The sequence below is a fragment of the Streptomyces sp. JLBG701 genome, assembly GCF_058544905.1.
This window is the reverse complement of sequence record NZ_CM178588.1, coordinates 4,783,703-4,804,536: the sequence shown is the minus strand read 5'-3', so window position 1 is coordinate 4,804,536 and position 20,834 is coordinate 4,783,703. Positions and strand designations below refer to the sequence as shown.

Annotated in this window: 23 protein-coding genes; 9 read left to right on the top strand and 14 right to left on the bottom strand. The window is 70.1% G+C overall.

The annotated features are described in order from the left end of the window. Positions 1-128 precede the first annotated feature (128 nt). Positions 129-3,392, bottom strand: a complete 3,264-nt coding sequence (locus AC5DRG_RS21955) for a S41 family peptidase (RefSeq protein ID WP_491812298.1) — start codon at positions 3,390-3,392, stop codon at positions 129-131. Positions 3,393-3,580: 188 nt separating this feature from the next. Between AC5DRG_RS21955 and AC5DRG_RS21950 the strand changes: the two genes are divergently transcribed. Next, entirely contained in the window at positions 3,581-4,180 is a 600-nt protein-coding gene (locus AC5DRG_RS21950; RefSeq protein ID WP_491812297.1) for a TetR/AcrR family transcriptional regulator, read from the top strand. A gap of 137 nt (positions 4,181-4,317) precedes the next feature. Further along, positions 4,318-6,537, top strand: coding sequence for an MMPL family transporter (locus tag AC5DRG_RS21945; RefSeq protein WP_491812296.1), 2,220 nt, complete (start codon positions 4,318-4,320; stop codon positions 6,535-6,537). A gap of 55 nt (positions 6,538-6,592) precedes the next feature. Here the strand turns inward: AC5DRG_RS21945 and AC5DRG_RS21940 are convergent, their stop codons facing one another. The 3 genes from AC5DRG_RS21940 to AC5DRG_RS21930 form a co-directional block, all read right to left on the bottom strand. Next, on the bottom strand, positions 6,593-6,796 hold the full coding sequence (locus AC5DRG_RS21940; protein ID WP_491812295.1) for a hypothetical protein: 204 nt from the start codon (positions 6,794-6,796) through the stop codon (positions 6,593-6,595). Between the two features lie 167 nt (positions 6,797-6,963). Then, positions 6,964-7,212, bottom strand: coding sequence for a type II toxin-antitoxin system VapB family antitoxin (locus AC5DRG_RS21935; protein WP_491812294.1), 249 nt, complete (start codon positions 7,210-7,212; stop codon positions 6,964-6,966). 45 nt (positions 7,213-7,257) lie between these two features. Then, positions 7,258-7,659, bottom strand: coding sequence for an ATP-binding protein (locus AC5DRG_RS21930; protein ID WP_491812293.1), 402 nt, complete (start codon positions 7,657-7,659; stop codon positions 7,258-7,260). Between the two features lie 137 nt (positions 7,660-7,796). Here AC5DRG_RS21930 and AC5DRG_RS21925 point away from each other — a divergent pair, with 137 nt between their 5' ends. The 3 genes from AC5DRG_RS21925 to AC5DRG_RS21915 are packed head-to-tail and all read left to right on the top strand — an operon-like array spanning position 7,797 to position 9,240. Next, a complete protein-coding gene (locus tag AC5DRG_RS21925; protein WP_491812291.1) occupies positions 7,797-8,645 on the top strand; it encodes a helix-turn-helix domain-containing protein in 849 nt (282 codons plus the stop codon). Beyond that, on the top strand, positions 8,642-8,827 hold the full coding sequence (locus AC5DRG_RS21920) for a DUF397 domain-containing protein (protein ID WP_491812290.1): 186 nt from the start codon (positions 8,642-8,644) through the stop codon (positions 8,825-8,827). The genes AC5DRG_RS21925 and AC5DRG_RS21920 overlap by 4 nt, the downstream gene beginning before the upstream one ends. Continuing rightward, complete coding sequence (locus tag AC5DRG_RS21915; RefSeq protein ID WP_491812289.1) at positions 8,827-9,240, top strand: thioesterase family protein; 414 nt, start codon at positions 8,827-8,829, stop codon at positions 9,238-9,240. The genes AC5DRG_RS21920 and AC5DRG_RS21915 overlap by 1 nt, the downstream gene beginning before the upstream one ends. Before the next feature lie 5 nt (positions 9,241-9,245). On the opposite strand, the gene AC5DRG_RS21910 is transcribed toward AC5DRG_RS21915, so the two are convergent. After that, a complete protein-coding gene (locus AC5DRG_RS21910) occupies positions 9,246-9,638 on the bottom strand; it encodes a DUF3592 domain-containing protein (RefSeq protein ID WP_491812288.1) in 393 nt (130 codons plus the stop codon). Positions 9,639-9,755: 117 nt separating this feature from the next. Here AC5DRG_RS21910 and AC5DRG_RS21905 point away from each other — a divergent pair, with 117 nt between their 5' ends. Together AC5DRG_RS21905 and AC5DRG_RS21900 are read left to right on the top strand one after the other, a co-directional pair. Then, the gene (locus AC5DRG_RS21905) at positions 9,756-10,262 is read left to right on the top strand and encodes a YbaK/EbsC family protein (protein ID WP_491812287.1); all 507 of its coding nucleotides are present in this window, start codon (positions 9,756-9,758) and stop codon (positions 10,260-10,262) included. Continuing rightward, positions 10,259-11,104 carry an EamA family transporter gene (locus tag AC5DRG_RS21900; protein WP_491812286.1) on the top strand — a complete coding sequence of 282 codons (846 nt, stop codon included), beginning with the start codon at positions 10,259-10,261 and terminating at the stop codon, positions 11,102-11,104. The genes AC5DRG_RS21905 and AC5DRG_RS21900 overlap by 4 nt, the downstream gene beginning before the upstream one ends. A gap of 133 nt (positions 11,105-11,237) precedes the next feature. On the opposite strand, the gene AC5DRG_RS21895 is transcribed toward AC5DRG_RS21900, so the two are convergent. Both AC5DRG_RS21895 and AC5DRG_RS21890 read right to left on the bottom strand, forming a co-directional pair. Beyond that, a complete protein-coding gene (locus tag AC5DRG_RS21895) occupies positions 11,238-11,645 on the bottom strand; it encodes a RidA family protein (RefSeq protein WP_491812285.1) in 408 nt (135 codons plus the stop codon). 127 nt (positions 11,646-11,772) lie between these two features. Next, positions 11,773-13,245 (bottom strand): purple acid phosphatase family protein, encoded by a 1,473-nt coding sequence (locus AC5DRG_RS21890; protein ID WP_491812284.1) that lies wholly within the window; start codon positions 13,243-13,245, stop codon positions 11,773-11,775. Positions 13,246-13,370: 125 nt separating this feature from the next. On the opposite strand from AC5DRG_RS21890, the gene AC5DRG_RS21885 reads away from it, so the two are divergent. Beyond that, entirely contained in the window at positions 13,371-13,646 is a 276-nt protein-coding gene (locus AC5DRG_RS21885) for a DUF1876 domain-containing protein (RefSeq protein ID WP_491812283.1), read from the top strand. A gap of 62 nt (positions 13,647-13,708) precedes the next feature. On the opposite strand, the gene AC5DRG_RS21880 is transcribed toward AC5DRG_RS21885, so the two are convergent. The 6 genes from AC5DRG_RS21880 to AC5DRG_RS21855 all read right to left on the bottom strand — a co-directional run bounded on the left by AC5DRG_RS21880 (position 13,709) and on the right by AC5DRG_RS21855 (position 18,534). Beyond that, positions 13,709-14,887: a serine hydrolase domain-containing protein gene (locus tag AC5DRG_RS21880; protein ID WP_491812282.1), complete on the bottom strand. Its 1,179-nt coding sequence runs from the start codon at positions 14,885-14,887 to the stop codon at positions 13,709-13,711. 34 nt (positions 14,888-14,921) lie between these two features. Continuing rightward, positions 14,922-15,389, bottom strand: a complete 468-nt coding sequence (locus tag AC5DRG_RS21875) for an organic hydroperoxide resistance protein (protein WP_491812281.1) — start codon at positions 15,387-15,389, stop codon at positions 14,922-14,924. A 127-nt stretch (positions 15,390-15,516) separates the two neighbouring features. Continuing rightward, complete coding sequence (locus tag AC5DRG_RS21870; RefSeq protein ID WP_491812280.1) at positions 15,517-15,987, bottom strand: MarR family winged helix-turn-helix transcriptional regulator; 471 nt, start codon at positions 15,985-15,987, stop codon at positions 15,517-15,519. Continuing rightward, positions 15,984-16,742, bottom strand: a complete 759-nt coding sequence (locus AC5DRG_RS21865) for an energy-coupling factor ABC transporter ATP-binding protein (RefSeq protein WP_491812279.1) — start codon at positions 16,740-16,742, stop codon at positions 15,984-15,986. The genes AC5DRG_RS21870 and AC5DRG_RS21865 overlap by 4 nt, the downstream gene beginning before the upstream one ends. Continuing rightward, on the bottom strand, positions 16,730-17,491 hold the full coding sequence (cbiQ, locus tag AC5DRG_RS21860; protein WP_491812278.1) for a cobalt ECF transporter T component CbiQ: 762 nt from the start codon (positions 17,489-17,491) through the stop codon (positions 16,730-16,732). The genes AC5DRG_RS21865 and cbiQ overlap by 13 nt, the downstream gene beginning before the upstream one ends. After that, positions 17,491-18,534, bottom strand: coding sequence for an energy-coupling factor ABC transporter permease (locus AC5DRG_RS21855; protein WP_491812277.1), 1,044 nt, complete (start codon positions 18,532-18,534; stop codon positions 17,491-17,493). Before AC5DRG_RS21855 ends, cbiQ begins: the two co-directional genes overlap by 1 nt. A gap of 173 nt (positions 18,535-18,707) precedes the next feature. Here AC5DRG_RS21855 and AC5DRG_RS21850 point away from each other — a divergent pair, with 173 nt between their 5' ends. Then, a complete protein-coding gene (locus tag AC5DRG_RS21850) occupies positions 18,708-19,076 on the top strand; it encodes an SsgA family sporulation/cell division regulator (protein WP_491812276.1) in 369 nt (122 codons plus the stop codon). Here the strand turns inward: AC5DRG_RS21850 and AC5DRG_RS21845 are convergent, their stop codons facing one another. After that, positions 19,077-20,750, bottom strand: a complete 1,674-nt coding sequence (locus AC5DRG_RS21845; protein WP_491812275.1) for a penicillin-binding transpeptidase domain-containing protein — start codon at positions 20,748-20,750, stop codon at positions 19,077-19,079. Between the last annotated feature and the right edge of the window lie 84 nt (positions 20,751-20,834).

The window sequence follows — 20,834 nt, the reverse complement described above, 5'->3', positions numbered from 1 at the left end:
CACCCGCACCGGGTGCCCTCCTTTTGTGAGGGTGCCCGGTGTTTTTTGGGTTCGTTGTCGGGTGGCGGCTCGGTGGGGGCTTGTCGCGCAGTTCCCCGCGCCCCTAGGTGGGCTGACCCCTACCCCTCTCAAGACCTTCTCGGGAGTTTTGGTCTTGATCTGTTCGGTACTTCGCTGTAGTCCGGCGGCGTTGCCGGCGGGTTCGTCTTCAGCAGGTCCAGGGCCAGCTGTACCGCGTCGTCCAGCTGGGCGTGTTTGCCCTCTGCCCAGTCCAGGGGGGTGCGCATGATCTCCAAGTCCGGGGCTACGCCCTGGTTTTCGATTGACCAGCCGTATGCGTCGAACCAGGCCGCGTTCATCGGGACTGTGATCACCGTGCCGTCGCCCAGGCGGTGGCGGCCGGTCATGCCTACTACTCCGCCCCAGGTGCGTTGGCCTACCACCGGGCCCAGTTTGAGGAGTTTGAAGGCTGCCGTGATCATGTCGCCGTCCGAGGACGTCGCTTCGTCGGCCAGGGCCACCACCGGGCCCCTTGGGGCGTTCGAGGCGTACGACACCGGCTGGGCGTTTCTCGTCAGGTCCCAGCCGAGGATCGTGCGCGTGAGTTTCTCCACCACCAGCTCGCTGATGTTCCCGCCCGCGTTGCCGCGTACGTCGACCAGGAGGGCGGGGCGGGAGACCTCCAGGCGTAGGTCGCGGTTGAACTGGGCCCAGCCGGAGCCGCCCATGTCGGGGATGTGGAGGTAGCCGCAGCGGCCGCCGCTCAACTCCCGTACGACTTCTCGGCGTTTGGCCACCCAGTCCTGGTAGCGCAGGGGGCGTTCGTCGGTCAGCGGGACCACGGCCACGCGGCGGGAGCGGCCTTCCCCCTCCGCCGGGGTGAACGTCAGCTCCACCGTCGTACCGCCCGCTCCCGCGAGGAGGGGATACGGGCCGGTGAGGGGGTTCACCGGGCGGCCGTCCACGTGGGTCAGCACCGCGCCCTCCCTGATCCCCATTCCGGCCAGCGGTGAACGGGCCTTGGAGTCGGAGGAGTCGCCGGGGAGGATGCGCTTGACCATCCAACCCTCGTCCCTGTGCACGAAGTTGGCGCCGAGGAGGCCTTGGAGGCGCTGGTAGTGGGGTGGGCCCTCGTTGCGGCGGGCGGGGGAGACGTAGGCGTGCGAGGTGCCCAACTCGCCCAGGACTTCGCGGAGCAGGTCCCCGAACTCGTCCGGGGACGCCACCCGTTCGACCAGCGGGCGGTACTGCTCCAGCACCGCGTCCCAGTCGATGCCGCACATGCCCGGATCCCAGTAGTAGGCGCGGATGAGGCGGCCTGCCTCCTCGTAGGACTGGCGCCATTCCGCGGCCGGGTCGACCTCGTGGAGGATGCGGCGCAGGTCGATCCAGACCGTCGAGTCGCCGTCGCCGGACTCGGAGGAGGGGACGGCCCGCAGCTCGCCCTCGTCCACCACCACCAGTCTCGATCCGTCGCCGCTCACCGCGAACCAGTCCAGGTGGTCGACCAGTTCGGACTTCTTCGCCTTGGTGATGTTGAAGTACTCCAGCGTCGGGCGTCCGCTCGTGTCGTCCGGGTTCGCGAACGTCTCGCCGAGTGCGCCCGAGATCGGCCAGCGCAGCCAGACCAGGCCGCCGCCCGCGACCGGGTACAGCGCCGAGTACTTGGAGGCGGTGACCGGGAAGGGGGTGACCCGGCTCTCCAGGCCCTCGACCTCGACGGTCACCGCGCCGCCGTCGCCAGCCTCGTCCTCGCCAGGGTCCAAGCCTCCGGCAGCGGGGCGGCCCTCGGGGGTGAGCGCGAAGGGGGAGGGGGTGGCCGAGGAGAGGGGGACGAGGTAGGGGCGGCAGCCGAGCGGGAAGGAGAGGTCGCCGGTGTGGACGTCGTAGACCGGGTCGAAGCCGCGCCAGGAGAGGAAGGCGAGGTAGCGGCCGTCCCGCGTGAAGACCGGGTTCTCGTCCTCGAAGCGGCCGTTCGTCACGTCGACGATGACACGGTCCGCCTGTCCCGTACGGGAGATCCGGGCCATCTTGATCTGGCGCAGGGAGCGTCCGATGCCCGGGTGCGACCAGGTCAGCCAGGCCCCGTCCGGGGAGAACGCGAGGTCGCGGACCGGGCCGTTGATCGAGCGGATCAGCTCCGTGACCTCGCCGTTGGAGTCCTCGCTCCCCGCGGCGGTAGCCGCCTTATCAGACACAGTGATCAGCAGGACGCGTCCGTCGTGCGACGCGATGGCCAGGCGCTCGCCCTGCGGGTCCGACACCAGCTCAAGGACGCGGCCCAGCTCGCCGGAGGCGAGTCGGCGGGGCTCGCGGTCGCCGCTGGCCCGGGGAAGATACGCGATCTCGACGGCGTCCTCGCCCTCCGCGTCCGTCACATACGCGACCTGACCGCTCGAGCCGAGCATCTCCGGGAGCCGGACCCGTACACCCGGCGTGTCGGTGATGGTGCGGGCGGGGCCGTCGCGGTGGGTCAGCCAGTACAGGCTGCCGCGTACGACGATGGCGCTCGCGCGACCCGTCTCGTCGACCGAGATGCCGTCCACGTGCTGGGCAGCGGGCACCTGGTAGGTACGACGGCCCGCGCGCGGACCACTGAGCCGTACGTCGAGCTTCCGCGGCTCGGCGGTGAGGTCCTCGACGATCCACAGGTCGCCCCCGCACTGGTACACCACCCGGGTGCCGTCGCTGGCGGCGTGCCGGGCGTAGAAGGCGTCGTGGTCGGTGTGGCGGCGCAGGTCGGAGCCGTCGTGGGCGCAGGAGTAGAGGTTGCCGATGCCCTCGTGGTCGGAGAGGAAGGCGATCCGGTCACCGACGAACATGGGGGAATGGAGATGGCCTTCGAGGTCGGCCAGTAGCCGTTGGCCGTGCAGCCACAGCCTGCCTGTCGCGCCGCCCCGGTAGCGCTTCCAGGCGGCCGGTTCGTGCGGCGGGGTGCCGGTCAGGAGGAGGGTGCGGCGGTCGCCGTCGAGGTCGGCGACCTGGATGTCGGAGACCGGGCCCCAGGGGAGCTTGCGGCCGGGGTCGCCGTCGGGGGAGACCTTGTAGGCCCAGGTGAAGTAGGAGAAGGGCTGGCCGTGGGAGGCGACGGCGAGGATGTCGCCGTCTGGGGTCCAGCCGCATACCTGGGTGTCCGCGCTGCCCCAGTAGGTGAGACGGCTGCCCGGGCCGCCGTCTACCGGTGCCAGGTGGATCTCCGGGACAAGACTTCGCCAGCTCGTGTACGCGATGTGCCGGCCGTCGGGCGAGAAGCGGGGGTGGCCGGCCTTGGTGCGGTCGACGGTGAGCCGCCAGGCGCGACCCGGGCCGTCGAGGGGGGCCAGCCAGAGGTCGTCCTCGGCCACGAAGCAGAGCAGGTCGTCACTGAGATGCGGCAGGCGCAGATAGCTCACCTCCCTATGCTTTTCCGGGGGACGGGCCCGGGCAACTTATGAAAATTGGCGCGCAAGGCCCGGCGGGACTCGGCGCGTGGCAGGTTGCGTGACCCAACACACGTACGAAACTGTTTCGTTTCGCAGAAGGGTGCGCTACATTCGTCACGTACGAAACCGTGTCGTTCAAAGCCGGAGAGGTGAGTGGCATGACTGAGGTCGCAACGGCGCGTCGCAGTCGCATCACGCCCGAGCGCGAGGCCGAGCTGTACGCGGCCGTGCTCGACCTGCTCCGGGAAGTCGGCTACGACGCCCTCACCATGGACGCCGTAGCGGCTCGCACCAAGTCCAGCAAGGCGACGCTCTACCGCCAGTGGGGCGGCAAGGCCCAGCTGGTCGCGCGGGCGATGCGCCACGAGAAGCCCGTGGGCATGAGCGGCATCGACACCGGATCCCTGCGCGGCGACTTCTACGCCATGGTGTCCCGCGAGGACGACTGCGCCATCGAGCAGAACTCCGCGCTCATGCGGGGTCTGGCCATGGCGGTCCACTCGGATCCCGAGCTGCTCCGGGCTTTCAAGGAGCTGATGATCGAGCCCGAGCTCCAGGAACTGCGTGTCGTGCTGCGGCGTGCCGTCGACCGGGGCGAGATCAGTGCGGACAACCCCGCGCTGGACTATGTGCTGCACATGATGATCGGGGGCTTCGCCGCCCGCACGCTCATCGATGAGCTGCCGCCGACGCAGGCCTTCCTACGTTCGTACATCGACGCCGTGATCCTCCCTGCCCTCGGCGCGCCAACCGCCTGACCATTCCCCGCAGTTCACTCGTCACCACCTGCACCTGACGCGCACCGCTCACGTCGTCGGGCCGATCACCCCTGCCACCCACCGGGTTGATCACCTCTGCCCTGAATACCCCACGACCTGACCGGGAGTACGCCCTAGTGGCCACGTTCCTCTACAAACTCGGCCGGCTCGCCTTCCGGCGACGGCATTTCGTCGCCCTGATATGGGTCGCCCTGCTGACGCTCGCGGGCGTCGGCGCGGCGAGCGCACCCGCCGCCGGATCCACCTCCTTCTCCATCCCCGGCGTCGAGGCCCAGAAGGCCTTCGACCTGCTGGAACAGCGTTTCCCGGGCTCCAACGCCGACGGCGCCACCGGGCGCATCGTCTTCAAGGCGCCCGACGGGGAGAAGATGACGGACGCCGCCAACAAGGCGACCGTCGAGAAGACCGTCCAGACGCTGAGCGACGGCTCCGAAGTCGTCTCCGTCACCGACCCGTTCACGACGAACGCCGTGAGCAAGGACGGGACGGTCGCCTACACGTCGATCAAGTACGACGCCCCCGGCATGGAGTTGAAGGAATCGACCAGGGACGCCTTGGAAGCGGCCGGGGACGAGGCCCGGGCCACCGGGCTGACGGTCGATGTCGGAGGTGACGCGCTCCAGGCCGCGGCTGAGGCAGGGGCCATCGGCGAGGCCATCGGTCTCGCCATCGCCGCGGTCGTCCTCGTCATCACCCTGGGTTCACTGGTCGCGGCCGGACTTCCGCTGCTGACTGCGATCATCGGCGTCGGAATCGGCGTCTCCACCATCACCGCCCTCGCCAAGGCACTCGACCTCGGCGACACCACCTCCACGCTGGCGCTGATGATCGGCCTCGCGGTCGGCATCGACTACGCGCTGTTCATCGTCTCCCGCTACCGGGGCGAACTGGCCGAGGGCCGCGACCGCGAGGAGGCGGCAGGCCGGGCCACCGGCACCGCCGGCTCGGCGGTGGTCTTCGCGGGCCTCACCGTGGTCATCGCCCTCGCCGGCCTCGCGGTCGTCAACGTACCGATGCTGACCAAGATGGGCCTCGCGGCGGCCGGCACGGTCGTGATCTCCGTCCTCATCGCCCTCACCATGATCCCGGCGCTGCTCGGATACGCGGGCAAGAAGATCCGCCCGGCGGGCGAGAAGAAGCGCAAGCAGTCCACGGGCGCCACCCCCGACAAGCCGGCCAAGCCGGCCAAGCCCAACATGGGCACCCGCTGGGCGAGCTTCGTCATCCGCCGCCCCGCCGTCGTACTGCTGCTCGGCGTGGTCGGCCTCGGCACGATCGCCCTTCCGGCCACCCAACTGCAACTGGGCCTGCCCGACGACGGCTCCCAGCCGACGTCCACGACCCAGCGCCGCGCCTACGACCTCCTCTCGGAGGGCTTCGGCCCCGGCTTCAACGGCCCCCTGATGATCGTGGTCGACGCGAAGAACAGCGACGACCCCGAGGCCGCGGCCACGACCGTGACCGACGGGATCAAGGACCTCAAGGACGTCGTCACCGTCACTCCGGCGACGTTCAACAAGGCCGGCGACACCGCGACCATCACGGTGATCCCGAACTCCAAGCCGTCCTCGACCCAGACCGAGGACCTGGTCCACGCCATCCGTGACCAGGGCACCGAGGTCCAGTCCGACACCGGCGCGGACGTCCTCGTCACCGGCACCACCGCCATGAACATCGACTTCTCGCAGAAGCTCACCGACGCGCTGATCCCGTACCTGGCCCTGGTCGTCGGCCTCGCCTTCCTCCTCCTGATCGTGGTCTTCCGCTCGATCCTGGTCCCGCTGAAGGCGGCCCTCGGCTTCCTGCTGTCGGTCCTCGCCGCGCTCGGCGCCGTCGTCGCGGTCTTCCAGTGGGGCTGGCTCGCGGGCCTGATCGGCGTGGAGGAGACCGGCCCGATCATGTCGATGATGCCGATCTTCATGGTGGGCGTCGTCTTCGGCCTCGCGATGGACTACGAGGTGTTCCTCGTGACCCGCATGCGGGAGGCCTACGTCCACGGCGAGTCGCCCAGCCAGGCCGTGGTGACCGGGTTCCGGCACAGTGCCCGGGTCGTGGTCGCCGCCGCGATCATCATGATGGCCGTCTTCGGCGGCTTCATCAGCTCCAGCGAGTCGATGATCAAGATGATCGGCTTCGGCCTCGCGATCGCCGTCTTCTTCGACGCGTTCGTGGTGCGGATGGCGATCGTCCCGGCGGTGCTGGCCCTGCTTGGGAAGAAGGCCTGGTGGCTCCCGAAGTGGCTCGACCGCGCCCTGCCGAACGTGGACGTGGAGGGCGAGGGTCTGCGCACGCAAGCGGAGAAGGGCGACGAGGACCGGGAGTTGGTACGGGTCTGACGTACCGCTTCTGAAAGAGACCAGCCGGTGAGGGCCCCGTGGGGACGGGGAGCCCTCACCGGCTTTCTTTCCATGAGCCCGCGTTCAGCTCGGGGGCGCGAACACGCTGCGCGGCGGTGGCGTAGACCAGCCAGTCGACCGTGGAGAGGCTCTGGTGCTGCCCCCGCTGGGCGAGCCGGTACTGGGCCGACTCGATCCAGCGCCACGTGCTCTTCGGGACGGCGAGGTCCGGGTACAGGTAGGCGAACATGTCCGTCATACGGTCGTGTTCGTCAAGGTTCCGCGCGGACTGAAGGAACTCCGTGCGTTGGGGTGCGTAGGAGCCAATTGTTCCGTCGGGAACCTCGGGTGCCCAAAGGCCACTGCGTTTCTGGTCGCGTTGCAGTCGCCAGACGGCCGTTGAGTCGGCGAGATAGTGGATCACGGTCAGGCGACGCCCTTCTCCGTGTCGTCTCCGTCAGAGGGCCCCTTCTCCGCTGCGTGTCGACGCCAGAATCCCTCCTCGTCCCACTGCTGTGCCAGTTCCAGAGAGCGCAGCCGGGCCTCCGTGCGTCGTCGGCGCTCCGCGTACTCACGCAGCGCCAAGTTGACCATCTCATCCTTGGTCTTGGCGCCGGAAAGCCGCATGGCCTCCGAGAGTGCTTCGTCGTCGATGTCGATCTGTGTCGCGGACATGGAGTACCTCCCTGACATCCATCTCATACAAAGGTGCCCCACGCTTCATGCATTCAGCTCGGCCCAGACCGTTTTGCGCGGACGCGGGCCCGGTGCGACACCCCAGCGGTCGGCTAGGGCGTCCACGAGGAGGAGACCCCGGCCGGACTCGGAGTCCGGTGTGACCGGGGTGAGTCGGGGGTGGAGGTCGCCTCGGGTGTCGGTGACCTCGATACGGAGGGTCTCGCCGACGACGTAGAGCGTCAGCCGGAAGTCACGTCCCGGGACGCGACCGTGAGTGGCCGCGTTGGTCGCCAGCTCGGCGACGATCTGGGGTGCGGTGTCCAAGGGGAGGCCCCAGGCGCGGAGTTGTTCTGTGGCGAGCAGTCGGGCCAGGCGGGCGCCTCGGGGGGTGGGGGAGAGGGGCACCGAGAAGTTTCGGACGGGGGTGGCGACTTCTTGATTCATGTCACTCAGCGTGGCGGATTCTGCTTACTTGGATCAGTGATCACGCCTGTGCGTACGGTGACTGTCCTGGCTTTGTCTCGCACTGTCTCGGCTGTCTCGTCGGTTGTACGGGTACGGGTGCGCGGTGGAGGTGGGGCATGAACGAGGATGCAGACGAGGCTGGTTGGGATGTCGAACCGGGCGATGAGGTCGAGCCGCTGGTTCAGGCGGTAGGGCGGCTGCTCAAAGTCTGCCGGGAGGCGGCGGGGATGCGGGCGGCCGACTTCGGGGAGATCATGGGCTACGGCGAGGACATGATCCGCAAGATGGAGCGAGGGCAGCGGATTCCGAGGCCGGAGTTCCTGGACAGGGCGGACACGGTTCTGAAGGCGCAGGGCCATCTGCGGGCGTTCATGGAGGACATGCGGAAGGCTCGGTATCCGAAGCCGGTGCGCGAGCTGAAGGCACTGGAGGACCGGGCGGCCGAGGTGCTGGTGTACAGCAACCACAACATCCAGGGGCTGTTGCAGACACCGGAGTACGCGCGAGCCCTGTTCGAGATGGCGCAGCCCGCGTACTCGCCGGACGAGGTCGAACGGGGAACAGCCGCACGCATGGCTCGAAAGGCGATCTTCGAGCGGGAGCCCGCCTCGACGCTCAGCTTCATCCAGGAGCAGGTGACCCTGGAGCGCCCTCTGGGTGGGAAGCCGGTACTGCGTCGACAACTCGAACACCTGCTGCAAGTAGCTCAGTTGCGGACCGTGACACTCCAGGTCATGCCGACCGATCGGTACGAGCACGCCGGAATTCACCACGGGCCGATCCATTTGCTGAAGTTTCCCGATGGCACGGGGATCGGACGCTCTCCAGGGGCCTTCAACGGCCGACCGGTCTCAAACCCCAAGGATCTTCGTATCCTTGAACTGCGCTATGGAATGATCCGGTCGCAGGCTCTCCCACCGAGGGAGTCGCTGGCCTTCATCGAGCAAGTGCTGGGGAGACTATGAACACGCCGGAACTCCACTGGTTCAAGAGCAGCTACAGCGACAGTAGCGACATCAACGACTGCGTCGAGATAGCCGTAGCCCCCACTACGATCCACATCCGCGACTCCAAGTCGCCCCGAACTCCCCACCTCACCATCGCCCCCGACACCTGGACCGAGTTCCTCACCCACATCTCGCACTAATGCGCCCAACCCTCCTGCCCGGGCTGACCGCCCAGATGCGGTACCCCGTGTCCGCAGAGCGCACCGTGCCCTATCTGTTGCCCGAGGCCGAGTCCTTCGCGCGGATGCCGGAGGTGTTGGCCACCGGATACCTCGTCGCCCTGGTCGAGTGGACCTGTATGCAGGCGCTGGAAGGCCACCTCGACGAGGGTGAGCGCAGCCTGGGTGTGCACGTCGACCTCAGTCACGAGGCCCCCACCGCGCCCGGCGGGACCCTGACGATCGACGTCGAGTTGACGGGGGTGGACGGGCGCCGCCTGACGTTCGAGGTCAGCGCCCGTGACGAGGCCGCGGTGGTGTGCCGGGGTACGCACCGGCGTGGGGTGGTCGACCTGGAGCGGTTCGAGGCGAGGCTGTCCACGCAGGCCGGGTGAGGGCCTCAGGTCGTCGCGGTGATCGCCACCGCCGCGGCGAGGAAGGCCAGTCCGCCGAACAGCAGGAACCACGTCGGCCCCGACAGATGGCGCCACATCCGTACGCGCGCGTCCTGCGGATCCTGGGCGAGGTAGATCACGGGCACCTCGCGTCCGGTCGCCAGCCCCATGCCGGCCCCGCGGATCTTCGGCGAGAACTCCACGCGGTGTCCCCGCTGGTCGGTGAAGGCGATGACCGGCGCCCAGGACGGCCCGTCGCTGTCGTGGACCCGTACGTTGTCGACGACGAAGCCCTGCGCACGCACCCCGTGCCGCCGCAGCCGTCGTACCCGAAGACCGTCCCGCACACCGAACACGAGGAGCAGTACCGCGGCCGCTCCGCACAACATGACGCCCACGGGACCCTCCCTTTGCCGCCGTCCCTTTGGCAGGGACGCGGCGACCCGGTCGCCCGGTTGCGGCCGCGACGCAAACCGGCTCGCGTGGCGTCTGCACCCACCACTACCGTGCCGACCATGACGACGACCGACACGGAACCCTCCGGGGCCCACCCCCGATTCGCCGAGGCCCTGCACGAGCTGGGCCTGGACGACCTGACCGCCCGGATCCGCCGCTTCCCCGACGCGACCCGCACCGCCGCCGAGGCCGCCGCCGCGATCGGCTGTGAGCTGAGCCAGATCTGCAAGTCGCTGATCTTCGCGGCGGACGGGGTCCCGGTGCTGGTCCTGATGGACGGGGCCTCGCGGGTCGATGTCGAGCTCGTCCGGCGGGAGTTGGGCGTGGAGAAGGTCACGCGGGCCAAGGTGGACGTCGTACGGGAGACGACGGGGTACGCGATCGGCGGGGTACCGCCCTTCGGACACCGCACCAAGACCCGTGTCCTCGCGGACCGTTCACTCCTCGACCACGACATCGTGTGGGCCGCCGCCGGCACCCCGCACGCCGTCTTCCCCATGGAGCCCAAGACCCTGATCGCCCACGCGGGCGGCACCCTGGTGGACGTACGCGAGCAGCCGGCGTGACGCCACTGGTCACCGTGGCCGTACTGCTGGCCGCGGTCACCCATGCCACTTGGAACGCCCTCGCTCACCAGATCACCGACAAACTGGTCGGGTTCACGCTGATAGCCGGCGGCGGAACGCTGATCGGGCTGGCGATGGCGCCGTTCGTGGCGGTACCGGCGGCCGCCGCGTGGCCGTACCTGATCGCCTCCGCGCTCATCCACATCGTGTATTACGTGCTGCTGATGAGGTCCTTCCGGCTGGGCGACTTCGGCCAGGCGTACCCGATCGCGCGCGGCACCGCGCCCCTCGTGGTCACCGCTCTCGCCGCCCTCTTCGCCCACGAGGTACCGGACGGCTGGGCAGCCGCAGGCATCGCGCTGTCCTGCGCGGGCCTCACGGGTGTCGCCCTGTGGGGTTTGCACGGACACCGCCCCAACTGGGCGGCGATCGGCGCCGCGTTGGCGACCGGCCTCTCCATCGCCGCGTACACCGTGGTCGACGGCCTCGGCGTACGCGCCTCTGGCTCCGCGCTCGGCTACATCGCCTGGCTGATGGCCCTGGAGGGCGTAGCGGTCCCGGCGTACGCCTTCTATCGCTGGCGAGGCCAACTGGTCGCTGTCCTACGGCCGTTCGCCGGTGTGGGCCTGCTGGGCGCGGCCCTGTCCGTGTCGGCGTACGGGCTGGTCCTGTGGGCCCAGACCAAGGCGGAACTCGCGCCGATCGCCGCGTTGCGCGAGTCCTCGATCATCGTGGGCGCGGCCATCGGGGCCGTGTTCTTCAAGGAACGGTTCGGGGCGCCACGGATCGCCGCGGCGGGACTGCTGGTCGTGGGCATCGGGCTGATGCTGCACGCCGGTTAGGGGGTGATTGGAGCGTTTGGCCCACGGCGGCGGCAGCCGACCTGCGGCTTTTCCCTCGCCGCCTGGTCCAAAGGGGCCAATCGTCGGGACTGAACCCCACCGGCGCTCGCGATGAGGCTGCCCGCGGCTCCCGTCACCGTGGCCGTACGGCCACCGCGTCGACCTCGAACAGCATCCCCGGCAGCGCGAGGGCGGCCACGCCGCTGAGGGTCTGGGCCGGGAGGCGGTCGCCGAAGTGTGCGTGCAGCGCCTTGCCGAGGGTCTCCAGCTTGGTGAGGTCGTGGTCGACGATGTACGTGCCGAGCCGGACGATGTGCTCGAAACCGAGGCCCACTCCTTCCAGCGCCGCCCGCAGTCGGTCGAACGCCAGGTCCACCTGGGCGGCGAAGTCGCCGGGCACGGCCGCGCCCGTGGCGTCGGAGGCGTACTGGCCGCCGATGAAGACGAGTTCGCCCGGCGCCGAGACGGCATGGCTGTAACCGAAGGGGGTCGGGTCGTGGAGGGCGGCGGGGTTGGTGATCGTACGGCGGTCGTGCGTCATGAGCGGGGTCCTTCCCTGCGCTACGGCCGCCGGGCGGGCGGCGTGGGGGAGTGGGCGTTGCTCCCCGTTTCCGCCAACATCCCGCGCCTACCTGCTCATTCCGCCCCGCCCACCCCGTACCGGCGCCCTAGACACCCACCGCCCTCGCCGCCGAGATCCCCGACATGTCGTGGGCCCGGACGCTGTTGCGGTCGGTGAAGGAGCGGCCGAAGGCGTGGTGGGGCCAGAGGCCTCCGGCGAGGCGGCGGCCGCGTTCCGCCCAGGTCAGGGCCGGGGCGTCGTCGCACTTGTAGTGGTTGAGGGCGTAGCCGCCGGTGTGGATGCGGAGGAGGGAGAAGCCGCCGGGGTAGTCCTTGACGGCGCTGACTTCCTGCTGGGTGACGTGCGGGGCCTGGTTCAGGATCGTGCGCTTGTTGCGGTGGGTGTGGCCGGCGTGGTGGAGGAAGACGCCCGGCGAGGCGGCGTAGGCCTCGACGATCGCGCGGGCCTGACGGCGGTCCAGGCGCTGGCCGCGGCCCATCGGGAAGACCGAGTCCCGTACGGTCAGGGGGTGGTGGCCGAAGACCAGGGTGGGTTGGTCCGGGTGGTCTCGCAACTTCGCCTTGAACCACGCCAGTTGGTCGGCCCCTAGCCCGCCCGCGTCACCGCCGTTGCCGTCCTTCTCGTAGGTGTCGAGGCCGATGAGGCGCAGTCCGCCCAGGTCGCGGGCGAAGTAGCCGGGGCTCGTGCCGTCCAGGAATCCGGCCCGGAAGGAGTCGTCACCGCCGGCTCTCGCCCGGTCGTGGTTTCCCCGTACGACGAAGTAGTCACGTCCGTGGACGCCGAAACCGTCCAGGATCCGCCGCGCCTCGGCCAGGTCCACCGCCGCGCCGCCCGCCGAGATGTCCCCGGCGGCGAGCAGCACGTCGGCTCCGCGCCGGCGGGCCTCCTCGACCACCGCCCGGGCCATGATCTCCGGGTAGGGCGCGAGCCCGGGCTTCTGCGACAGGCCGCGCATGAGCGGGACGCCGGCCACCAGGCCCGCGGTGGTCTCGCCGAGGTGCAGGTCGTTGCAGAGGGCGATGGAGATCAGGTGCCGGCCGGGTGGCGGTTGGGGCATGGTGAAGGAGTACGGGCCGCCCTTGGTGCCCAGGCCGAAGAGCGAGGTGCCCACCGCGTTGCCGCGCATCAGGTGCAGCGGTGAGGGGAGGGCGGGCACGCCTCGTGAACGGGCCTGGTAGTAGTACGTCTGGCCCGGCTCCAGGTCAGTGAGCTCGACGTGGTGGTGTGCCGTCGGGCGGTTCTGGGACGCGGTGCGGTTCAGGCGCGCGGGGTGGGTGCCGTAGACGACCTCGCCCTCGGTGATCGCCGGGAACATGTGGCCGAGGCCGTCGTCGGTGCCGGGGATGCCGGTGTACCAGGTGATGACGGCACGGTCCTCGGTGAGGGTGACCAGCTCCAGGTGGACGGCGGCCAGGTCGTCGCGGTGGCGCGGGCGGCCCCGGAGGGCGGACGCCGAGCGGAGCAGAGCGGGGCCGAGGAGGGCGCCGGAGTGCATGAGGTCGGCGGGGGAGGGGAGGGCGGACAGGGCCGCCAGGGGAGCGGAGAGGCAGCAGCGCATACCCGAGTGTGTGCCCATCCGCCGTGAACGGGGGCCGTGGTGCACAGGTCCGGCCTCGGTCCGGGGCGCGACAACTACCTCCTCGAGGGAGCACTCTGGAAGCAGATGCTCCGGAGGTGATCGTCATGACACGGACCACTGTGGGATGGCATGTCGAGCTGGAATTCGCCGAGGATGATCAGCACACGCGGGCGGTAGCGCTGGTGCGCCTGCCCGACGGCACCGAGATACGCGCACATGGGCACGCCCGCCGGTACCGCGCCGACGCCAATCAGCCGCGCGTCGGCGAGGAGATCGCCGGGGCCCGCGCGCTCAACGAGATCGCCATGCAGATGCTGACGAAGGCGCACGACGAGATCGACGAGGCGTCCGGACGGACGTCCCATCCGATCCACGTGTGAGCTACACGCGAAGGCCGCATGAATTACGTCACAATGCGGCCTTCGTCACCCTGCGGCCCACCTCAGAGCGACGTGGCCGTTGCCGTCCGTACCGCTCGCACCAGTGCCTGCGCTCGCGGGTCCGCCGTCACGCTCTTGCGGAAACCGTTGGTCACATAGCCGAAGGCGATGCCCGACTCCGGGTCGGCGAAGCCGAGGGCGCCGCCGCGGCCGGGATGGCCGAAGGAGCCCGCGCCGAGCAGCGGGGACGCCGAGCCGTGCAGCATGTAGCCGAGCCCGAAACGGGTGCCCACGACCAGGACGCGGTCGGGCCCGGCGGACTGCTCGGTGCGGGCTGATTCCACCGTGCCCGGAGTGAACAGGCGCTTCCCGCCGTCCACTTCGCCGATCAGCGCCGCGTAGAAACGGGCCAGCCCGTCGGCCGTGGCGATGCCGTTGGAGGCGGGCAGGGCTGCGGCGCGGTACGCGGGGTCGTTCTCGTCCGGCAGCGGGGTGATCGCGGCGAAGGCGCGGCGGGTCAGGGACTCGGGGTCGGCGTAGGCCTCGGACACGGACCGCTTGGGCCGCGTCCTGAGGCCGCCCGCGTCCACCGGGGCCTCGATCTGCGCCACCCGGCCCACACGCGGTGCCTCGCTCTCCGGCAGCCCGATCCACAGATCGGCCCCGACCGGCCCGGCGATCTCCTCCGCGACCCAGTCACCGATTCCCCGGCCCGTGACCCGCCGGACCAGCTCACCGGTCAGCCAGCTGTACGTCTGCGCGTGGTACCCGTGGTCCGTCCCCGGCTCCCACACCGGCGCCTGCGCCGCGACTGCCTCGGCACCCAGTCGCGGGTCGGCGGCCTGCTCGGGCGTCAGCGGCCGGTCCAGCACCGGCACACCCGCCCGATGCGCGAGCAGATGCCGTACGAGGGTCCGCTCCTTGCCGGCCGCCTTGTACTCCGGCCAGTACTCGCCCACCGGCGCGTCCAGGTCCAGCTCTCCGCGCTGGCTCAGCAGCAGGAGTACGGCGGCGGCGACGCCCTTCGTCGCGGAGCGCACGATCTGCGCGGTGCCCTGCTCCCAGGGCGCGGAGTCGGTCGTAGCGTCGACGTCCTTCGTGCCGCCCCACAGGTCGACGACCTTGTGCCCGTCCCGGTAGACGGTGACCGCCGCGCCCCGGTCCCCGAGCACCTCGAAGTTCCGCAGGAACGCCTCCCTGACCGGCTCGAAGCCCTCGGCCACCGCACCGTTCACGTCCACGCCCGTGCTCCTCCTGCTTCCGGGTACTGCCTACTTACCCAAGCAGGATCGTCACGTCGATGTTCCCCCGGGTCGCGTTCGAGTACGGGCACACCTCGTGGGCCGCGTCCACCAGCTTCGCGGCGATGTCCGGGTCGAGGACCGGGAGCGAGACGCTCAGGGCGACCGCGAGGCCGTAGCCGCGCTGCTTGTTGGGGCCGATGCCGACCTTCGCGGCGACCGTGGAGCCGGTGAGGTCGAAGCCGCTGCGGCGGCCGACCAGGACCAGCGCGTTGTGGAAGCAGGAGCTGTAGCCGGCCGCGAAGAGCTGCTCGGGGTTGGTGCCGTTGCCGTCGCCGCCCAGCTCCGGCGGCATCGCGACCTGGAGCTCGATCTGCCCGTCCTGGCTGGTGACGAAGCCGTCCCGGCCGCCGTGCGCGGTGGCCTCGGCGACGTACATGATCTTCGTGGGACGGGTGTCGACGGCGGTCGGGTCGGTGGCGGTGGTGGTGTCGTCAGTCATGGCCGGCTCCCCCCGGAACAGGTGCGCGCAAATGCATCGTGCACAAGGTACTGACTGGTAGGTCGGCTGCTGTTACCGGGGGGTAGTAACCGGGGGTAGCCCGAGGTCAGCGGTGAGCGGTCAGCGGTCAGCGTGCGCGCTGGGCCGCCGCGCCCGCGCGCGCCGCCAGCTCGAACAACTCCTTGCGCAACCCCGCGGCCTGCGCGCCGTCGAGCTCGGTCGCCGTGAGCAGCGCGCCGGGCACGCGCGCCGCGCGCTCCCTCAGTTCCTCTCCGCGCCCCGTGCACGTGACGAGCACCGAGCGCTCGTCACGTGCCGCGCGCTCCCGGTGGACAACCCCCGCGCCCTCCAGCCGCTTGAGCAACGGCGACACCGTGCCGTAGTCGAGCCGCAGCGCCTCCGCCAACTCCTTCACCGTGCTCTCGCCGCGCTCCCACAGGACCAGCAGGACGAGGTACTGCGGGTAGGTGAGGCCCAGCTCGTCGAGGAGCGGGCGGTAGGCCGCCGTCACCGCTCGCTGGGCGGCGTACAGCGCGAAGCACAACTGGTCGTCCAGCAGCAGTGAGGCCTTGCTCTGCTCGGGCTCCTCGTTCGTCACGCGCCCATTGTCACGGAGCGCGGGTCGAAGCCGAAGGGCAACTCCAGGCGGTGGGCGCGCATCAGGGCGTCGTCGGAGAGGAGTTCGCCGGTCTCCCCGTCCGCCGCGATGACGCCCTGGCTGAGGATCAGGGCGCGCGGGCACAGCTCCAGGGCGTACGGCAGGTCGTGGGTGACCATCAGCACCGTCACGTCCAGCGAGCGCAGGATGTCGGCGAGTTCGCGGCGGGAGGCGGGGTCGAGGTTGGAGGAGGGCTCGTCCAGGACGAGGATCTCCGGCTCCATGGCGAGCACGGTCGCCACGGCCACCCGGCGGCGCTGCCCGAAGGAGAGATGGTGCGGCGGGCGTTCCTTGAACTCCGCCATCCCCACCTGGGCGAGCGCCCGGTCCACGCGCTCCTCCAGCTCCGGCCCCTTCAGCCCGGCCGCCGCCGGTCCGAACGCCACGTCCTCGCGCACGGTCGGCATGAACAGCTGGTCGTCGGGATCCTGGAAGACGACGCCGACCCGGCGACGAATCTCCGCCATGTGCTTCTTCCCGACGGGCAGCCCGGCGACCGTCACGCTCCCTGCGCCCCCGGTGAGAATGCCGTTGAGGTGCAGCACGAGGGTCGTCTTGCCGGCGCCGTTCGGCCCGAGCAGCGCGACCCGCTCCCCGCGCGCGACGGTGAAGTCCACGCCGAACAGCGCCTGGTGGCCGTCGGGGTAGGCGAAGGCGAGGCCCGAGACCTCAAGAGAAGGGGTCACAGCGTCCATCCCAACAGGCATACGACAAGGGCGGCGAACGGGAGCGCGAGGGCGTACGACCACTGTGCCCGGGACGCGGTCACCTCGTCGATGACCGGCATCGAACCGGCGTACCCCCGGCTCACCATGGCGAGATGCACGCGCTCGCCGCGCTCGTAGGAGCGGATGAAGAGGGCGCCCGCGGACTTGGCGAGCACCCCCCAGTGCCTGACCCCGCTCGCCTCGAAGCCGCGCGACTCCCGCGCGATCCGCATCCGCCGCATCTCGTCCGTGATGACATCGCCGTAGCGGATCATGAAGGACGCGATCTGCACCAGCAGCGGCGGGAGTTTGAGGCGTTGCAGGCCGAGGAGGAGTTCGCGCAGCTCGGTGGTGGAGGCCAGGAGGACGGAGGCGGCGACGCCCAGGGTGCCTTTGGCGAGCACGTTCCAGGCGCCCCACAGGCCGTTGACGCTGAGCGAGAGCCCGAGCACGTCGACCCGCTCGCCCTCCGCCACGAACGGCATGAGCACCGCGAACGCGACGAACGGCACCTCGATCAACAGCCGCTTGAGCAGGAACGACGCGGGCACGCGCGCGACGTACGCGACCGACGCGAGCAGCACGGCGTACAGCCCGAACGCCCACATCGCCTCGCGCGGCGTCGACACGACGACCACCACGAAGGCGAAGGCGGCGGCGAGCTTGGTGTGCGGCGGCAGGGCGTGCACGGGGGAGTGCCCGTGCCGGTAGAGCCGATGCGCGTGCCCGGCGCCCATCAGACGCCCGTGCTCACGGGAGAGACATCGGCCGTACGCCGCCTGCGCACCGCCCAGAAGACCCCGCTGCCCGCGACGACGGTGACGCCGACGCCGATCACGCCCGCGAGCCCACCGGAGAGCCGGGCGTCGGTGACGTCCTTGACGCCGTAGCCGGCGAGCGGGGAGTCGGAGGAGGCGTGCTTCTTCTCCTGCTTGGCGATGCCCTGGTCGACGGCGACCTTCTCCAGGCCGTCCGGGTCGGCCGAGGCGTAGAAGCTGACGAAGCCGGCCAGGACGAGGGAGGTCGCGAGGCCGGTGATCCACAGCGCGCGCCGGGAAGTGCGCGCTGCCACGGGCGCCGTGGGAACCGGCGCGTCGACGAGCTCCCCGCGCACGCGCAGCTTCAGGCGCTGCTGGAGGCCGCGCGCGCCGTACACGAGGTCCGGCCGTACGGCGATGACGGCGCTCACGGTCAGCGCGGTGATCGCGGCCTCGCCGATCCCGATGAGGACGTGCACGCCGATCATCGCGGTGGCGACCTTGCCGATGGAGACATCCGTCGTGCCGCCCACGGAGTAGACGAGGGTGAAGACGACCGCGGCGGCGGGCACGGACAGGAGCGCGGCGACGAAGGACGCGACGGTGATGGACCGGCGGCCGCGCGGCAGCACCTTCACCAGCCCGCGGAAGACCGCGTACCCGACGACAGTCGTGACGATCGCCATGTCGGTGATGTTCACGCCGAGCGCGGTCAGACCGCCGTCCGCGAAGAGGATGCCCTGCATGAGCAGCACGACGGAGACACAGAGGACCCCTGTGTAGGGGCCGACGAGTATCGCTGCCAGGGCGCCGCCGAGCAGATGTCCGCTGGTCCCGGCCGCGACCGGGAAGTTCAGCATCTGCACGGCGAAGATGAACGCCGCGACCAGTCCGGCCAGCGGCGCCGTCCGTTCGTCGAGCTCGCGGCGCGCGCCGCGCAGGCTCACGGCGATGGCGCCGGCGGCGACTGCGCCGGCGGCGGCCGACACGGGGGCGTCTATGAATCCATCAGGCACATGCACCGTTCGATGATAGAGCCTTGTTGCGAACGGCTTGCAAGAGCGTGGGCTCGCGAATTACCGCCAGGCTGTGACATTCGGCGGCACCGGAAGCGCATTCCGGAAAATATGCGACATTGGAGTGGAAGCGGATGCACAGCTTTCGCACAGGTGACGCAGCGTAAGGGGCCCTCCCCATGTCCGTAGTCGAGCAGTACGCGCGAGCCCACATCGTCACGGACGCCGACGCCGCCCGCGTCGATCCCGACGCCGTCCCGGTGATCCTGCGCTACGACCCCGAGTCCGACCCACGCTCGGTCCGCGTCGGCCTGCCCGGCCCGCACGAGTGGACCTTCTCCCGCGCCCTGCTGGAACAGGGCCTGCGCGCCCCGGCCGGCTCCGGCGAGGTCCGGGTCTGGCCGTGCGGCCGGGTGCAGGCCGTCGTCGAGTTCCACTCGGCCCAGGGCGGCGTCTCGGTGGTCCAGTTCGAGACAAAGACGCTGGTGAGGTTCCTGCGGCGGACGTACACCGCCACCGCCGCGCCGGTGGCGCACCGAACCGGCTGATCAGCTGCCCATCTTCAGCAGTGACGCCACGATCGGGCCCGCCGTGTCGCCGCCGTGGCCGCCCGCCTGGACGACGCCCGCCGCCGCGAGGTCGCCGCGGTACGCCGTGAACCAGCCGTTGGGCTTCTTCTGGCCGTCGACCTCCGCGGAGCCGGTCTTCGCGCCGACGTTGCCGTAGACCCCGGACATCGCCTCCGCCGCCGTGCCGTAGGCCGCCGTGTACGACATCAGCTCACGCAGCTGCGAGAGCGTCGACGACGACATCGTGCGGGACGCGGTCGCCAGGGTGCGGTTGTCGACCGTAGGGGAGACCAGGTACGGCTGGCGGAAGACGCCCGACTCGATCGTCGCGGAGACCGACGCCATGTTCAGCGGGTTCATCCGGACCCCGCCCTGGCCGATCAGCGACGCCGCCATCTGCGCCTGCGACTGCACCGGCACCGAGCCGTCCATCGACGAGACGCCGATCGCCCAGTTGTTCATCGACAGCCCGAAGACCTGCTGCGCCTGCTTGGTCAGGTCGTCGTCTTCCAGCTTCTTCGCCTGGCTGATGAAGGCTGTGTTGCAGGAGCGCGCGAAGCTCGCCTTGAAGGTGCCGCCGTTGATCGAGAAGTCGTCGTCGTTGTGGAACTTCCAGCCGCCGTAGGTGACCGTCTTGGGGCAGGGGTGCACCTTGTCCGCCGACGCCAGGCCCTTCTCGATCAGCAGCGTCGACGTGATGACCTTCATCGTGGAACCGGGGGCAAGGGAGCCCTGGAAGGCCGTGTTGAAGCCGTGCGAGGAGTTCGCGACGGCCAGGATCTCGCCGGTCGAGGGGCGCATCAGCACGACCGACGCCCGCTCCTTGGCGGCCACCTGCTGCTCCGCGGCCGCCTGGAAGGTCGGGCTCAGCGTCGTCTTCACCGTGCCCGGAGTGCCCTTGCTGAGCGTCAGCAGCGTCTTGTCCGCGGACTTGGACGACTTGGCGCGGATCACCTGGAGCTCGATGCCCGCCTTGCCGCCCGCCTTCTTGCCGTACTTCTCGCGCAGCCCGTCAAGGACCGTGCCCAGGGACGGGTACTTGGCGGCGGTCAGCTCACCGCCGTCCCGGTCGAGCGCCTTGATCGGCGGGGTGCCGGACTCGCCTGTGACCAGGGTGTCGCCGTCCGCCAGATCCGGGTGGACGACCGCGGAGTGCCAGTCGACCAGCGGCTTGCCGTCGCTGGTGCGCCGTACGACCGTGAAGGAACTGTCGTACGTGAGCGGCTTGCTGGTGCCCTTGTACGTCACCGTCGCCTTCACGGAGAAGGGGACCTTGGCGCCGGTGTGCGTGCCCTCGGTGAGCGTGACGTTCGTGATGTGGGCGTCCTTGGTGTAGCCCGTGAGGAGAGCGGTGGCCGCCGTGGAGTCGTCCGTCACGGCGGCCGCCTGCGGCACCTTGCCCAGTTGCCAGGCCGCGAGGAACGTCTTCGCCACGGTGTTGACCTCGGTCGCCGACACCGGGCCGGTCTTTACGGCCTTCTCGTCGGCGTGGGCGGCCGTGTTCGCCGTCCGCTCGTCGGCCGCCGCCCCGGTGCCGTACAGCGCGTACACGCCGACGCCGGCGCCGCCGACCACCACGGCGATCATTCCGCCGATGACAGCCGGCTTCGTCTTCGTCTTCCGTCGCTCGGCGACGAGCCTTCTCTTGCCCACAGTTCCCGAATCCTCCGCGAATTCCCCAGGGTCCCCGTCGCCCCAATAGCGCCCACTGCCCTCACGCTCCTCAACGACGATGAC